Annotated in this window: 16 protein-coding genes; 5 read left to right on the top strand and 11 right to left on the bottom strand. The window is 68.0% G+C overall.

Annotated elements, in window-relative coordinates; all coding sequences use genetic code 11:
• The first annotated feature begins 126 nt into the window (after positions 1 to 126).
• Genes mftA through mftD form a run of 4 tightly spaced genes read left to right on the top strand, consistent with a single transcriptional unit; the run spans position 127 to position 3015 of the window.
• Entirely contained in the window at positions 127 to 216 is a 90-nt protein-coding gene (mftA, locus tag IU449_RS00635; protein WP_195000028.1) for a mycofactocin precursor MftA, read from the top strand.
• Positions 216 to 500 (top strand): mycofactocin biosynthesis chaperone MftB, encoded by a 285-nt coding sequence (gene mftB / locus IU449_RS00630; protein WP_195000027.1) that lies wholly within the window; start codon positions 216 to 218, stop codon positions 498 to 500. Before mftA ends, mftB begins: the two co-directional genes overlap by 1 nt.
• Positions 497 to 1780: a mycofactocin radical SAM maturase gene (mftC, locus tag IU449_RS00625; RefSeq protein WP_195000026.1), complete on the top strand. Its 1284-nt coding sequence runs from the start codon at positions 497 to 499 to the stop codon at positions 1778 to 1780. Before mftB ends, mftC begins: the two co-directional genes overlap by 4 nt.
• On the top strand, positions 1780 to 3015 hold the full coding sequence (mftD, locus tag IU449_RS00620) for a pre-mycofactocin synthase MftD (RefSeq protein ID WP_195000025.1): 1236 nt from the start codon (positions 1780 to 1782) through the stop codon (positions 3013 to 3015). Before mftC ends, mftD begins: the two co-directional genes overlap by 1 nt.
• Positions 3016 to 3139: 124 nt before the next feature.
• Here mftD and efeB read toward each other — a convergent pair whose 3' ends face one another.
• The 7 genes from efeB to IU449_RS00585 form a co-directional block, all read right to left on the bottom strand.
• Positions 3140 to 4423, bottom strand: a complete 1284-nt coding sequence (gene efeB, locus IU449_RS00615) for an iron uptake transporter deferrochelatase/peroxidase subunit (RefSeq protein ID WP_195000024.1) — start codon at positions 4421 to 4423, stop codon at positions 3140 to 3142.
• Complete coding sequence (efeO, locus tag IU449_RS00610; RefSeq protein WP_324188026.1) at positions 4404 to 5531, bottom strand: iron uptake system protein EfeO; 1128 nt, start codon at positions 5529 to 5531, stop codon at positions 4404 to 4406. The genes efeB and efeO overlap by 20 nt, the downstream gene beginning before the upstream one ends.
• 52 nt (positions 5532 to 5583) lie before the next feature.
• Positions 5584 to 6486, bottom strand: a complete 903-nt coding sequence (gene efeU, locus IU449_RS00605; protein WP_195000023.1) for an iron uptake transporter permease EfeU — start codon at positions 6484 to 6486, stop codon at positions 5584 to 5586.
• Positions 6487 to 6841: 355 nt separating this feature from the next.
• A complete protein-coding gene (locus IU449_RS00600) occupies positions 6842 to 8206 on the bottom strand; it encodes a DUF1254 domain-containing protein (RefSeq protein WP_195000022.1) in 1365 nt (454 codons plus the stop codon).
• Between the two features lie 181 nt (positions 8207 to 8387).
• Positions 8388 to 8546 (bottom strand): hypothetical protein, encoded by a 159-nt coding sequence (locus IU449_RS00595; RefSeq protein ID WP_195000021.1) that lies wholly within the window; start codon positions 8544 to 8546, stop codon positions 8388 to 8390.
• Positions 8547 to 8616: 70 nt separating this feature from the next.
• The gene (locus tag IU449_RS00590) at positions 8617 to 10005 is read right to left on the bottom strand and encodes an MFS transporter (protein WP_228803601.1); all 1389 of its coding nucleotides are present in this window, start codon (positions 10003 to 10005) and stop codon (positions 8617 to 8619) included.
• A gap of 103 nt (positions 10006 to 10108) precedes the next feature.
• The gene (locus IU449_RS00585; protein ID WP_228803599.1) at positions 10109 to 10957 is read right to left on the bottom strand and encodes a hypothetical protein; all 849 of its coding nucleotides are present in this window, start codon (positions 10955 to 10957) and stop codon (positions 10109 to 10111) included.
• Between the two features lie 196 nt (positions 10958 to 11153).
• Between IU449_RS00585 and IU449_RS00580 the strand changes: the two genes are divergently transcribed.
• Entirely contained in the window at positions 11154 to 11579 is a 426-nt protein-coding gene (locus IU449_RS00580) for a DoxX family protein (RefSeq protein WP_195000020.1), read from the top strand.
• A 219-nt stretch (positions 11580 to 11798) separates the two neighbouring features.
• Here the strand turns inward: IU449_RS00580 and IU449_RS00575 are convergent, their stop codons facing one another.
• The 4 genes from IU449_RS00575 to IU449_RS00560 form a co-directional block, all read right to left on the bottom strand.
• Positions 11799 to 12623 carry a dienelactone hydrolase family protein gene (locus tag IU449_RS00575; RefSeq protein ID WP_195000019.1) on the bottom strand — a complete coding sequence of 275 codons (825 nt, stop codon included), beginning with the start codon at positions 12621 to 12623 and terminating at the stop codon, positions 11799 to 11801.
• A gap of 124 nt (positions 12624 to 12747) precedes the next feature.
• Complete coding sequence (locus IU449_RS00570; protein WP_195000018.1) at positions 12748 to 13722, bottom strand: GlxA family transcriptional regulator; 975 nt, start codon at positions 13720 to 13722, stop codon at positions 12748 to 12750.
• A gap of 121 nt (positions 13723 to 13843) precedes the next feature.
• The gene (locus IU449_RS00565) at positions 13844 to 13984 is read right to left on the bottom strand and encodes a hypothetical protein (RefSeq protein ID WP_195000017.1); all 141 of its coding nucleotides are present in this window, start codon (positions 13982 to 13984) and stop codon (positions 13844 to 13846) included.
• A gap of 131 nt (positions 13985 to 14115) precedes the next feature.
• Positions 14116 to 15249 (bottom strand): S8 family peptidase, encoded by a 1134-nt coding sequence (locus IU449_RS00560; RefSeq protein WP_195000016.1) that lies wholly within the window; start codon positions 15247 to 15249, stop codon positions 14116 to 14118.
• Positions 15250 to 15278 lie beyond the last annotated feature (29 nt).

Genomic DNA, 15278 nt, shown 5'->3' with positions numbered 1-15278 from the left:
AGAGGACGCTCACCTCGACCCGCGGACGCGCCGGCTCCGTGACCCGGATGCCGGCTCCGCGGTCGAACGCCGCTGAGATCAGTTGCCCTCCCCCGGCTCACGGGGATGCGTCCAGAAGGGAAAGAGATGAATCACGAAGCGACCGGCCATGACGACCTGGTGGAGGAGAACCTGATCGAGGAGGTTTCGATCGACGGTATGTGCGGCGTCTACTGATGGACGCCTTGCTGGGAGAGCCGTGGACCCTCTCGCCGTCGGTGGCGTTGCGGCCGGAGCCGTTCGGGGCGCTGCTGTATCACTTCGGGAATCGGAAACTGACCTTTCTGAAGCGGCCGGAACTGGTGGCGGTCGTGCGAGGGCTCGGCGATGCCCCCGATGTCCGGACAGCCCTCGACAACGCGGGGGTCCCGCCCTCCCAGCACGCCGCGTTCGCGGCAGCGCTTCGCACCCTCGCTGCCGGTGACATGATCCGTCCGCGTCGAGAGCAGGCAGCGCAATGACCGTTATCAGCGAAGAATCCCGGCGGCCCGTCGGCGGCAGCCTCGTCCAGCAGTTCGAGTACGGATTGGACGCACCGATCTGTCTCACCTGGGAACTCACCTACGCGTGCAACCTCGAATGCGCGCACTGCCTGTCCTCGAGCGGGCGGCGCGACCCGAGGGAGCTGACCACCGAGCAGTGCAAGGCGGTCATCGACGAACTGCAGCGCATGCAGGTCTTCTACGTGAACATCGGCGGCGGGGAGCCGACCATCCGCCCGGACTTCTGGGAGTTGCTGGAGTACGCGGTCGCCCATGATGTCGGGGTCAAGTTCTCCACCAACGGAATACGCATCACCCCCGAGCGCGCGCGATTCCTCGCCTCGACCGACTACGTCGACGTCCAGATCTCGCTGGACGGCGCGACCGCCGAGGTCAACGACTATGTCCGCGGCCCGGGATCTTTCGACACCGCGCTGCGCGCCCTGCAGAACTTGCAGGATGCCGGCTTCTCCGACGCCAAGATCAGCGTTGTCTGCACCCGGCAGAACATCGGCCAGCTCGACGAGTTCAAGGCGCTGGCCGACAGGTTCGGCGCGACGTTGCGGCTGACCCGGCTGCGCCCCTCCGGACGCGGTGCGGACGTGTGGGACGAACTGCATCCGCTGCCCGAGCAGCAGCGTCAGTTGTACGACTGGCTGATGGCGCACGGGGAGAACGTGCTCACCGGCGATTCGTTCTTCCATCTCGCCGCGTTCGGCGAGTCGCTGCCGGGGCTGAACCTGTGTGGCGCCGGTCGTGTGGTGTGTCTGATCGATCCGGTCGGCGACGTCTACGCCTGCCCGTTCGCCATCCACGACAACTTCCTGGCCGGGAATCTGCTGACAGACGGCGGCTTCGGCGCGGTCTGGCGCACCTCCGCCCTGTTCCGGGACCTGCGGTCGCCGCAGACCGGCGGCGCGTGTTCCTCGTGCTCGTTCTTCGATGCCTGTCGAGGCGGCTGCATGGCGGCGAAATTCTTCACCGGTCTGCCGCTGGACGGCCCCGACCCCGAATGCGTGCAGGGGCACAGCGAGCAAGCGCTGGCCGCCGAGCGCACCGTCCCGGCCGTCGGCCAGGACCATTCCAAGACCGTTCCCACCCGCAACCAGCCGCTGCTGCTGCAGTTGCGCACCCGCCCGCCGGTCTCGGCCTGCGCCGAGAACCCACTGGCCGGATTCGATCCCGACTCCACCCCCACCTCGGCGTGCGGCACCGCGTGTTCGTGCGCGGGCGAGGCCGCCGGAAAGGCTTGCCACTGATGAAACTCGAGAACCCCTGGAAGCAGAACCCCTGGTTCGAATCCGTCGCCGTCGCCCAGGAGCGTGCCCGCAAGCGACTGCCGAAGCCGGTCTACGGCGCCCTGGTCGCCGGATCCGAGCGGGGGCAGAGCATGACCGACAATCAGGCCGCTTTCGCCGAGATCGGTTTCGCTCCGCACGTGGTCGGTCAGCAGGCCGAGCGCAGCCAGGCGACCACGGTTTTCGGTCAGGAGATCGCCTCGCCGGTGATCATCAGCCCGACCGGCGTGCAAGCCGTGCACCCCGACGGCGAGGTGGCGGTGGCGCGTGCCGCCGCTGCCCGCGGCACGATCATGGGTCTGTCGAATTTCGCGTCCAAGTCGGTGGAAGACGTTGTCGCGACCGGCGCTACGACGTTCTTCCAGATGTATTGGACCGGCGATCGCGACACCATGATCCAACGGATGCGGCGTGCCCACGACGCCGGTTCGAAAGGTCTCATCGTCACCCTGGACTGGTCCTTCTCGATGGGCCGGGATTGGGGTAGCCCGGAGATCCCGGAGAAAGTCGATGTCAAGACCATGGTCCGGATGGCGCCCGCGGTGGTGACCAAGCCGGGCTGGCTGTGGCGGTTCGGCAAGACCGGCACCATTCCGGACCTGACCGCGCCGAACCTCAAAGCGCCTGGCGGGCAGGCGCCGACATTCTTCGGCGCCTATTACGAATGGATGACCACACCCCCGCCCAGTTGGACGGACGTGGCGTGGATGCGCGGAATGTGGGAGCAGATCAGCGGCACACCGTTCATCCTCAAGGGCGTGTGTCGCGTCGACGACGCGCTGCGCGCGGTCGATGCCGGTGTGGACGGCATCTCGGTGTCCAACCACGGCGGCAACAACATCGACGGAACGCCCGCCGCGATCCGCATGGTGCGGCCCATCGCCGAGCGTGTCGGCCACCAGGTCGATGTCGTCATGGACGGCGGCGTCCGCCGCGGATCCGATGTTGTCAAGGCGCTCGCCCTCGGTGCCAAGGCCGTGCTGATCGGCCGCGCCTACCTGTGGGGCCTGGCGGCGAACGGTCAGGCCGGGGTGGAGAACGTCCTCGACATCTTCTCCAACGGAATCGACTCCGCCATGCGCGGACTCGGTGTCGCCTCCGTCACCGAACTGGATCCGGACCACATGATCATCCCGGCGGACTTCGACCGAGCACTCGGTGTGCCGCCGCTCACTGTGGTGACGGCGACCTCGTAACAGCGGGAGGGCATCAGCGGATGCCCTCCGGCGCGACTCCCTGGTGAGCGCCTTCCCAGCACGTCGAACGCCACCGGAACGCCTCCCCCGACCTGTCGAGGGAGGCGTTCCGGCCGCAGCGATCTCAGCCCTCGAACAATCCCGAACCCCAGTACTCCTGGCCTTCCGACACCCCGGGAGGCACCGCGAACACCGCTGAACCGACATGCTGGATGTATTCGTTGAGCGCGTCGTTTCGAGCCAGGTTCTCCTGCATCGGCACGAACTGGGTCATCGGGTTGCGGCAGTAGGCGATGAAGAACAGTCCCGCGTCGAGGTGCCCGAAACCATCCGAACCGTCGGTGAAGTTGTACCCACGGCGCAGGATCTGGATTCCGCCGAGTTCCTCGGCGGAGGCGAGCCGCACGTGCGCGGCCGGGTCGACCAAGGGACCGTCGGGCCCCGCCGACTGCAAATCGAGCTCGTCGAACTCGTCGCGGCCGCCCATCGGAGCGCCGGAGCCCTTCGTCCGGCCGAAGACCCGCTCCTGCTCGCGCAGCGTGGTCCGGTCCCACGGTTCGATCAGCATCCTGATCCGGCGGGTGACCAGATACGATCCGCCGGCCATCCAGGCCTGGTCGTCGGCCTGGTCGACCCACACGAATTCGTCGACCGTGGCGGTGTCCTCGGCTTTGATGTTGCGGGTGCCGTCCTTGAAGCCGAAGAGGTTGCGCGGCGTGGCCTGGCTCGTCGAGGTCGACGAGGTGCGGCCGAACCCCAGCTGCGACCAGCGCACCGAGACCACGCCGAACCCGACGCGAGCCAGATTGCGGATGGCGTGCACCGCGACCTGCGGATCGTCGGCGCAGGCCTGAATGGCGATGTCGCCGCCGCTGCGGGCCGGATCGAGCGCGTCGCCGGTGAATTTCGGCAGGTTCTGCAGTGCCGCCGGTTTCCGCGCGGCCAGCCCGAAGCGATCCTCGCCGTCGGCCGTGGTGAACAGTGACGGGCCGAATCCGATCGTCAGGGTCAACCGGGAGGCGTGCAGATCCAGTGCCTCGCCGGTGTCGGACGGCGGACTGTAGGCGGCGCCACCGACGGCCCCGCCGGGGACGGCCTCCTCGCCTGCGGTCATCCGCTCGGCCATGTCGGTCCAGGTCTTCAGCAGCTCCACGAGTTCGGCCCGGGAGCTGGTCTGGACATCGAAGGCCGCGAAGTGCAGTCGGTCCTGTGCCGGTGTGACGACGCCGGCCTGATGGGGTCCGCGAAAGGCTACGGTCGAGCCGGTGGCGTCATTCGCGGAATCACTTGTCAGACGGCCGGTGAGGACCCCGGCGCCTGCCGCCGCGACACCGATCCCGGCGGTGCCGAGCAGGCCGCGGCGGGAGATCCCGGCGCGACCGGCGTTCTCAGGAATTCGCGACGACACCCTGCACCTGACTCACCACAGCCGAGAGCGCATCGATGAGGCGCGCCAGCGCCACCCGCTGCTCTTCGGTCACCTTGTCATAGCTGATGAATCCGTCGCCGGACCGATACTTGGCCAGCTCGGCATCCAGTTCGGCGAAACGGCGATCGATCTGGGCGCCGAGATCGGCGTTCTTCTCGTCGAGGATCGGCCGGACGCTGGCCACCGCGGCCTGGGAACCGTCGACGTTGGCCTGGAAGTCGTACAGATCGGTGTGCGAGAAGATGTCCTCCTCGCCGGTGATCTTGGTCCGGGCGATCTCGTCGAGCAGGGTCTGGGCGCCGCCGGCCACGGTCAGCGGATCGACCTGGTAGCTGTCGGCACTGACACCGGCGACCAGTTCGCTGATGTCGGCCAGCAGTTGATCGGCGATCCGCTGGGTGTCGGGCTGGAGGCCCTGCGTCCACAGGTCCTTCTCCAGCCGGTGGAATCCGGTCCACTGGTCACCGTCGGCGAGATCGGCCTCGCGCAGGTCGATGCGCGGATCCAGGTCGTTGGGGAAGCTCTCGGCGACCGGCTCGATGCGCTCGTAGTAGGTCCGGGTGACCGGATACTGCCGCTTGGCCGATTCGACGTCGCCGGCCGCGATCGCCGCCACGAACGACTTCGTGGTCTCCTGCAGAGCGGCGGCCTGACTGTTGATGTAGCGCTTGTACCCCGCCGCGGCTTCGGCGAGTTTGCCCGATTGGCCACCGGTCTTCGCTTCGCCGGTGACGCTGAAGTCGTTGCGGATGCCGTCGCCGACCATGCCCGGCTTGCAGGCGGTCTGGTACGTGCCCGGCTCGTTGAGCGGCACGATCAGTTGACGCGTCAGGCCGGGTCCGATGTTCTCCACCTCGCCGATCACCCGGTCGCCCGCGCCGTAGACGTAGAACTCACTGGCCTTCGTGCCGTTGTTGGTGATCTCGAAGGTCACCGTGCCGGTGGATGCCGAGTTCACGGCCACCACGCATGAGGAGTCGTCGGTGGTGACGGCGATGGCATCGGCGCCATCGGATTTGCTCGCGCACCCCGAGAGCACCACGGGTACCGACAGGGCGAGGGCGAACAGCACTTGCTTCGATCGCACAGGATGAGGACCTTTCACTCGAACACACAGCTACCGCGCGGGGTGAGCTGATCTACTGCGCAACCACCGGTTCGGCGGGCTGCGACCGGTCCCCACTCGGGGTTTCCCCGCGTCGCTGGGGACGAAGGAACAGTGTCAGCACGACAATGACGTAGCCCACCCACGCCACGACCTGCAGCACGGTCGGATCTGCGCGGAAGTTGAACACCCCTTGCGCCACCGTGCCGTACCAGCTCGACATCGAGAACCACGACGAGATGTCGAAGGCGCGAGCATCCAGGCCGGGCAGCCACCCGGCGGTCTGCAGCGCCCGGATGCCGTAGGCGAGAATTCCCGCCGCGACGACGATCAGCAGCACTCCGGTGTATCGGAAGAACGCGGAGAAGTTGATCCGCACCGCGCCGAAGTACAGCGCGACCGTCATCACGACCGCGACGGCCAGCCCCGCCAGCAACCCGACCAGCGGCCACTGACTGCCGGAGGTGTTCTCGGCGTAGCCGACCATCAGCAGCGCGGTTTCCACACCTTCGCGCCCCACCGCCAGGAACGACAGGGTCAGCACCGCGGTCGGGCCGAGGGTCAACGCGCGTGCCATATTCGCGCGCAGCTCCCCGGAAATCGATCGGGCGGCGGTGCGCATCCACAACACCATCCAAGTCACGATCACCACCGCTGCCAGCGAGGCGAGGCCGGCGATCAACTCCGCGGCCAGGCCGGTCACCGTCGAGGTGCCGTAGTGGATGGCGGCGAAGATGACCACCACCATCGCGACGGCGGCGCCGACCCCGGCGCCGACCCATCTGAGCGCGTCCCGGCGGCCGGACTTGACCAGGAAGGCCACCAGGATCATGACGACGATCCCGGCCTCGAGGCCTTCTCGCAGTCCGATCAGGCCACTGCCGGTCAACTGCGCGGCGATCGACGGCGCGGTGGACGCGGCGAACTGCACAGTCACAGATCCTCCGTCCGAGTAAACTTAGCCTCACCAAAATCCAGGGAGCCGTCCCAGTGTCGCACACCGCGCACGCGGATTCGGTCGCGGGTAAAACGTCCGATTTCCTCTTTCGGATGCCCTGCCGATGTGCTTTCCGGTACAAGGGCAGCCGACGCAACCCGCCGCCGCGCTCGAAGGTCACCACCTCGGACACGACGACGCACTCATGCCGGTACTCGTCGGACCGGAGCCATGAGTAGGCCCCGCGGCCGCATGCGCGCCCGCGGGGAACACCTTGTCGTTCGTGTCGTCTCTGGCGTAGGACTTGCCGGTATCGGCGCGCTGTCGCGAAGTATCGGATGGCGCGCCGGGTGTCTCAGCGCACGCGATCGATCGACGGACACTGCCAGCGCGCGTCCATGGCCTCGGGCAGTGGTTGGTACATGCGCAGAATGACGAACCAGATGCCCTGGCCCGGCGTGGGCAGCCAGTTGCTCTCCCGGTCGGGCCCGGGCGAGTCGGGCTGGAGGTGGAGGGTCAGCCCCCCGTCGGGATCGGTCACCAGTCCCCGGGTGCGGTCGCCGATCGAGTAGCGGTCGATCGGGTTGGCGATCAGGTTCCTGTCCTCGTCATAAGCGGTGAGGGACCAGAACGCGTGCACAGGGGGAAGCTGCCCCGCGTCGAAGCGGATCTCGTAGCGGCCGGTCGACAGTTTCTCGCCCTCGGCGTCGTGGAAGGCGACCAGGTACATCGCCTCCTCGAGATCGTTCGCGCAGACACCGAACAAGGCCTGCTCAGCTGCTCGTTTGACGAAGTCGTCCCCGAAGTGCCCCATCTGCGGGGGCGGGTAGCGCCAGCCGTTGATCATCGTCGCCCAATCGCCGCTGAGCAGCTGCTGTTCGAGCATGGGCAGGCCCGCGGTGGATGCGTCGATCAAGCCCTGCTTGACCGACTCGGGTTGCGTCTCGACATCGAGGCCCGGTCCCACACCGATCTCCGCGAACTGCCGGAGCAGGATCTCGTGGTGCTTCGGCGGTGGATTCTCGGCCAGCATCGCATTCAGCGTCTTCCACCATCCGAGCGGATCCTGCTCCGGATCGACAGGTTCGAGCACGTCGCGGCGTTCCGGCACGGTGGCGCCCTCCACACCGAACAGATGCAGTGGAGTCAGCCGGTACTGGTCCTGCAGCGCGTGCACGGCGGGCAGGTCGTGCTCGCCCTCGACGAGGGTGCGACCGGCGACCAGGATCCAGGAGCTGGGTGCGGTCGCCGTGCGGCGTACTCCCGCCGGGAGTTCCCCCTCCCATCCCGGGCCGACCAGAGCGAAGTCGCCGGCCTGGGATCCGGTGGCGCGCCGCCCGACGTAGTCGTAGTTGTCGGAGGTGATGGCGACCAGTTCGAAGGTGAAGTAGCGATCGCCCATCTCCGGGTGCGAGAGGATGACGGGCCCCTCGCTCAGGTCCACCCAGGCTCCCGAGTAGAGCGTGTCGTTGTTCGGGGCCAGGCCTTCCCGGTCGGAGGCATCGAAGAGCGTGCGGCCGTGCCAGAAGTGATCGACGGCGGAGTGCATCGCCATCTCCGTGTCGCCGTCCCGGGACACCCACCCATGGCGGAGTTGGGCGTTGTAGACGTAGGGGAAGCCATAGACGTAGGCCTGCTCCCCCAGCGTGTAGGCGTATTCGCGGCGCCAGTCCTGGCGCCGCTGTCGGGTTCGGCTGCCACTCGTGCCTGCGAAGGTCATCACCGCGCTCCATTCGGGTCGAGCAGCGCGTCCTCTCGACGACGCCTGGACCAGTGGCACCCGCGCACACCGTCGGAGATGCGTCCCCGGGCTCCCACAGGTCGATGAGGGGACCATGCGCCACGTTTGATCGGACAACTAGCGGGTTGCTCCATACAGGTGGACCTCTTCTTCGAGTAGATCACCACTGGCAAGAGCTGGCAACCAGGAACCCGGCGCCATGCCGGTCGGCGTTTGCCGAGCCCTGCATGACCACGCCCCCGGCGTCGATACCTTCTCGTCGTCCGATCAGGCCACCGCCGGTCGACTGCGCGGCGGGCGCGGCGAACTGCACCGTCACCGGTCCGCCATCCGAGAAGACGTCGCCTCACCAGATCTCGGCGGCTGCCTCGGTGGCTCGGGGGGGTCGCTCAGGCTGCGGTGTCGACCGGCCGCCGCCGTGTTGTCGGCCGATGTGGATGGTCGGCGTCGATGACGAAGGCGTGGGTGTGCAGGTAGAAGCGGTCGCCCACGCGTACGGCGTCGATCAGCCGAGCCGGGTCGATGGTGCCGACCTCGTGCAGATGTGTCAGGACCTCCGGATCGTGGCGTGGCCACATCCGCAGCGCCACAGCGATTCCCGCGACTGCGAGCACGGCGAGCACCATCCAGGTCGTGGTGAAGCCCGCAGCGGTGGTCAGCCATCCGGCGATCGGGTAGGTGAGCAGCCACGCCAGGTGCGACAGCGAGAACTGGGCCGCGAAGAGCGCGGGACGGTCAGCGGGCCGGGATGAGCGGCGCAGCACCTGTCCCGTGGGAGTCAGTATCGCCGCGGTGCCCGCACCGACGGTGACCCACACCGTGATCGCGGCGGCCCAGCGCCAATCACCGGCAGCGGCGAACGACAGGGCGATGGCGGATCCGAGTGCGGCGAGCAGGGTGACCGCGCCGGTCAGCATGACCGGTCGGGCGCCGCGGCGATCGATGACGCGGGGCAGGGACAAGGCGACCAGCATGGTACCGAAACCGTTGGCGGCCAACAGCATCGCTACGCCGGACTGGGTGCCGCCGAGGGTGTCGCGGACGTAGTTGACCGTGTTGACCATCACCACCGCTCCGGCGGCGGCGACGACGAGATTCAACCCGAGCAGTCCACGCAGTCGCGGTGTGCCCGCGAAGATGCGCAGCCCGACGGCGATCCGATCACGGAAGGAACCCTCGGCCGCGGCGGTCACGTTCGGGATGCGGGTGGTGATCACCAGCGCTGCCGAGATGGCGAATCCGATCGCGGTGCCGACGAACAGCCAGTGAAAGCTCATCACGGTCAGCGCGACCGCGGCGAGCACGGGGCTGAGCAGGGTCTCCATGGTGGCAGCCAGCTGGGCCGCCGACAGGGCCCGGGTATATTCGCGCTCATCGGGCAGGATGTCGGGAATGACGGCCTGATAGGTCGGAGTGTAGGCAGCCGAAGCGGTTTGCAGTACGGCGATCACCACGTAGACGTGCCATATCTGGTCGATGAACGGCAATACGAGCACGACGGCGGCGCGGACCAGATGCAGGGACACCAGGAACAGGCGGCGGGGGAAGCGATCGGCATAGGCGCCCGCGATCGGCGCGACCGTGACGTAGACGAGCATCTTGATGGTCAGGGCGGTGCCGAGGACCGCGCCCGCGGCGGCCCCGGCGAGGTCGTAGGCGAGCAATCCCACAGCGACGGTGGTCAGTCCGGTGCCGAACAGGCCGGTCACCTGGGCTGCGAACAGGCGCAGGTAGTCATGGTTGTGGAACGGTGAGCGGGTCATGGGCGTGGAGCGCATCGCGAATTCTTCCTCGGACGAGTCGGGGGTGGGTCACGGGTGCTTCGACAACAGCACTCGCACATGTCGGGCTCCTTGTGCCGGTAGCGGTGAGCAGCGGTGATCACCGGGGGGCGGCCGGCAGGGTGAAGGCGGCGGTGCGCACGACCTCGCCGTGCTGGAAATCCAGGAACACGCGGTAGGTGCCGGGGCCGGGGACGACGGTGTGGAAGGTGACATCCGGGCCGGGCGCGGTCACACCGTCACCGGGTTCGCCGTTCGGATGCACGTGGATGTACGCCAGATCACCCGCCCGCAGGATCACCAGATGCCCGTAGGCAGCCAGGTAGGGCTGCAGATCGGTGACCGGTGTGCCGTCCTTGCGGACGGTCAGCGTGATCAGGCCTCCCGCACCGGGCAGGAGATCCCCGCCGAGGCTCACCTCGTATCCGTCCACGACCGCGGTGCGTGCGGGCTCCGGAATGGGTTGCGGCCGGTACGGACCCGCCACCGCGAGATCCGCGCCGAGGGTGATGGTCTTTCCGAGCGCGCGCGGGGCGACGTCGGTGAATACGCGGTATGCGCCCGCTTCCGGAAGGTTCAGCCGCACCGCCCAGGTGCCATCGGCGCCCAGTTCCGGGTGGACGTGCCAGAACCCGGTCAGTTCGCGCCGCACCACGATGAGGTGCAGGGGGCGGTCGTGGATGGCGGTGTACTCGGTGACCGGCTTCCCGTCCGAACCCAGGATCCGGAACCGGAAATCGACCTCACCCGGCTCGGTGACGATGGGGTCGGCCAACTCCAAGGTGTACCCGTCCTGGGTGATCTGGAGCCCACCCGGCGCTCCACCGCCGTGATCGCCGTGCCCTGTGGGGGCGGCCGGAGCCGCATGCCCGGCGTGATGGCCGTGCTGGGTGTGACCGGCATGAGCGAGCTGCTCGCCATGGTGATGGCTGTGAATCCGAGTGGTCATCGTCATTGCCCTTTCGATCCTGTTGTGGCGAATACCGAGAATGTAATACCCCCCGGGGGTATGCGCAACCTGGCGAGCCCTACAGCAGCGGTTCCGAATAATTCCTCGCCCGACAGCGATGACTCCTCGGATGGCGCTCCGTCGTATCAGGTGAACGCGCTACCGACCCGGCGCGACCGACACAGAAGGACCGGACATGACCACTGCCGCTTTCTCCACCGCCGCCACCCACCGTCCCGGCGCGATCCGCAACCGTGTCCTGTGGACCCTGCAGATCCTGCTCGGCCTGTTCTTCATCATCGCCTCCGGCGGGCCGAAGCTCCTCATGCCGAACGCGCTGGCCGAGAACGCCCCCGAGAATCTGACCATCCCCCTCGGACTGCTGATCTTCATCGGAGTCGCCGAGGTCGCGGGTGGGATCGGGCTGATGGTGCCCCGGCTCAGCGCTCTCGCCGCCGCGGGCCTGTCCGTTCTCACCGTGCTCGCCGCCGCGACGCAGGCTTTCATCGTCGGCAAGCCCGCGATGGCGATCTTCCCGCTGGTGCTCGCCGCGATCTTCGCCTGGATCGCCTACGAACGCCGCGCCACCCTCGCCGATCTGCGTAATTCGTTCTCGCGGTGACGCTTCCATGACGATCGGCGATCGGTGGCTCACCACCGATCGCCGATCGTGCGTTCCGGATCGATCGACCGTCGGGTCGGCGGTGCTCGATCCAGTGGCCATCCGTTACGCCCCGGCCCGGCGCCGCGCCGGATGGCCCGCGCCATGTTCGGACATGTACCGCTTCACGGAGGCGTGCCATCCTTGGGCGGATCGGGATGTTGCCGGGCAGCACCCTGGTCAGCGTCCGGGGATCAGCCGTGCGGCGAGGAACGTCAGAATTTCGTCGCGGGCGGCGAGAGTGGGCTCGCCCGCGGCGTCGATCAAATGCGCCGTCACGACACTGTGCGGACTTGCCACCACATCCGCGAAAAACGGTGGGGGCGTGGAGTCGGCCGCGCTGTCCGGGAGCACCGTGCCGACGAATCGGTCGCCGAGTGCGGACTCATAGGCGGCGAAACGCTCCGCGCGACACCACTTGTCGCCGGCGAACCGAAACGAGAGCACAGTCAGGTCGTCGCGGTCGAGTCGCTCTCGCACCGCCTCGAGGTCCTCCGGTGCGATTTCCAGCCCGGCGGGGTCGTCGAGCGGAAGGGAAGGTTGGCAGAGCACCGGCGCGAGAACTGACGCCTCGAGCGTCATGGTCAGAGCGAAGTTGCCGGTGAAGCACATGCCGACGGCCCCGACCCCGGGGCCGCCGCACTCCTCGTGCGCGGCGGCGGCCAGAGCACGCAGCCATCGCGTGACGGGGCTGGTCCGGTTGGCGCCGAACGCCCGGAACTCGGCGCTGACGCACGCTCGCCGCATCACCGCGGCGCCGTCGGCCGCGGTGGGTACCGCACCGTCGCGACCGAACAGGGACGGCAGGTACACGGTGAACCCGGCGTCGCGAACCCACCGCGCGAAACGGGCGAGGTGAGGGCTGATGCCGGGCATCTCCGGCATCACGACGACGGCCGGACCCGAGCCGGATACGAGCACGACCTTCGTCACCGAGTCGAAGGTGAGGTGGCGACGCTCGAAATCGTCGAGTGGGTCGTCCTCGGTCATCTCGCGAGTTGTCATCGTGGGTATCCCTGTTCGTCGTGCGGTTCGAGGTGAACAGGCTCGATCCTCGTGGGCCGGCGCATCGTGAGGGAGGGGCGCGATCGCCACCTTTCGTGTGGATCCGGCCACGCGCCACCCGGCCTCAGCGTGCGCGGAACTGGCGGCGGTAGTCGCCGAGTCCCATGCCGACACGATCGAGGAAGAGTCGGCGCAAGGTGCTCGGGTCCTGATACCCGACGCGTCGAGGGATCTCGCCGATCGGCACCTCGGTGTCGGTCAGGAATCGTTTGGCGGCGCCGATCCGAGCCTCCTGCAGGAAGGTCAGCGGTGCGCAACCTGCCTCCTCGGCATAGCGCCGCAGCATCGTCCTGGTGCTGACATGAAAGGCGTCCGCCAGCCGGGAGAGGCTGTAGGGCTCGGTCAGGTGATCGACCAGCCACTGCTGGACCGCGATCGCGAATGGCCCCGTGCTCGTCTCCACCATGGACTCGACCACATACGGCGCCTGGCTGGTCCGGTTCTCCGATACCAGGGTGATACGTGCGGTGGCCCGCGCGACGTCGGCGCCGAGGTGGTCTCGAACGATGGCGGTCGCGAGGTCGAGGGACGCGGTGAACGCCGCGGTGGTGATGATCTGCTCGTCGGTGACGATCAGGGATTCCGCACACACCGTCGACTGCGGATACCGCCTGGCCAGTCTTGATGCGAACAGCCACGAAGTGGTGCACCGTCGTTCGTTCAGCAGGCCTGCCTCACCCAGGAGAAAGGCCCCGACACACACCGATGCGATCCGGATGCCCCGGCGGGCCGCAGTGCTCAGGAAGTCGATTTCGCGGCTGTGGTGGCCGAGCCGGACATCCAGGTCGGTGGCGGGCGAGAGTTCGAATCCCGGGACGACGAGCAGATCGAAGCCGTGATGCCATCGACGCGCCCCGATCGTGAACCCGCCCGCAGCCGTCACCGGCTCGAGCGACGCGGCCACCACCGAGGTCCGGAACACCTCGGCGCCGGGGGCGCCGTTGTCGCGGGCGACATGATCGGCGATGCGGAGAAAATCGGAGACAGCGAACACCTCGGAGGCGAAACAGCCTTCGTACGCCAGGATTCCGATCCGCACAGCACCCACTTCCGAGATATACCAGTCGCATCATCCCAGGAGCCCGTACTCGACCGCGACGAGCGTGCGCAACGCACCGCGCCTGTTGATCAGCTCGATCTCGAGCCAGCCGATCCTCGTTTCACCTGATCCGCGAACTCGGTACGCGATTCATCCGGATCGTCGGGTCCTCGAAGTCCCAGCGGATCAGCGGGATCGGCCGCCGTAGGTCCACCAGTGCTGCCGCGGGCAGCGTGTGCTCGCGCCGCAGAAGCCTGCCCACCTCCGCAACGGAGACGCTCGCGGACGCCGTGCAATCGCCGGGCCTCAACGCGACCAGCCGACCGCTACGGACGGTGGCGGCCCGTGTACGAAACGGAGGGCGGGCTACCAGCCCGCCCCCTTCGAAACGCACTAGTTCGTCGGGACGGTGACCGCCGCGCCGCCGACCTGGGCACCGATGTCACGGGCGCAGGCCCGCAGCGCACCCGGCGCGCTGACGCGGGCGAAGTCCAGGCCGGTATTGCGGACGTTGTCGCGTTCGTCGTCACCGTCGTTGATGGACACCGCGCCCTCGAGCAACCAGCGGCGCACATCCGCCACGGTCGGCAGCGTTCCGGTGCTCTTCAGGCACAGATCCTGGAGCAGCAGCACCACGCCGGCGACCACCGGTGTGGCCTGACTGGTGCCGTGCTGCACGGATTCGCCTGTGTCCCCGGCGATCCCCGACGAAGTGGTCGGCGCGCCCGGGGCGAACAGGTCGGTCGCACACGCGCCCCCGACACTCTCGTGCAGCCGCTGTGAGAACGGCGTGATCCGGTCGGGGCCGGTCCGGGTGACCTGTGCGCCGGACAGGTAGCTGAACGGCCCGACATCGGAGTCGTACACGGAGCCGACACTGATGGTCTGCCGGAAGATCGCGGGGTAGCTCATGCCCTGGGCGCTGTCGTGGGCGAAGAAGTCGTTGCCCGCGGCCACGCAGCAGGCGACGCCCGCCGCGGTGAGGTCGGCGATCGCCCGCCCGATCGCATCGGCCGCGAGATCACTGTCGGTGGTCCTGTTGTCGGACGCGCCCAGCGACATGCACACCGCGGTGATGCCGAGTGCGGCGCGCTGGGCGAACACCCACCGCAGGGCGTCGCGAATGGCGAGGAAGGACCCGTTGCCCGTGTTGTCGAGCACCTTGACCGGGACGACTCCCGCACGAGGGGCGATGCCGATGTGCAGGTCGCCCGCGCAGATGATGCCCGCCACATTGGTGCCGTGGCCCTGTCCGTCGGTGGCGTCCCGAGGGTCACCACCGTTGTCGCGGGTGAAGTTCCGGCTCGCGCGCACCCGACCCGCGAAGTCGCGGTGGGTGGTGCGCAGTCCGGTGTCGAGCACCGCGACCGTGGTGCGCTGCCCGTCGACGCCGAAGGCGAGGCGGGCGTCGCTCGCGCGGATGAGCGCGTCGACCTGGATCAGTTCGGCAGTGCTGGTTTCTCGTTGCAGCGGCGCCTCGACCGGACTCACCCGATCGACGGCGACGGTGTCACCGGTGTTGTTCATCGTCGTATTCCTCTGTGTACGAGATCGTT

This window comes from Nocardia higoensis, from assembly GCF_015477835.1.
In the GTDB taxonomy this organism is placed as follows: Bacteria; Actinomycetota; Actinomycetes; order Mycobacteriales; family Mycobacteriaceae; genus Nocardia; species Nocardia higoensis_A.
Note: the sequence above shows the minus strand (reverse complement) of the source record. Positions and strands in the feature narration are given on the sequence as shown.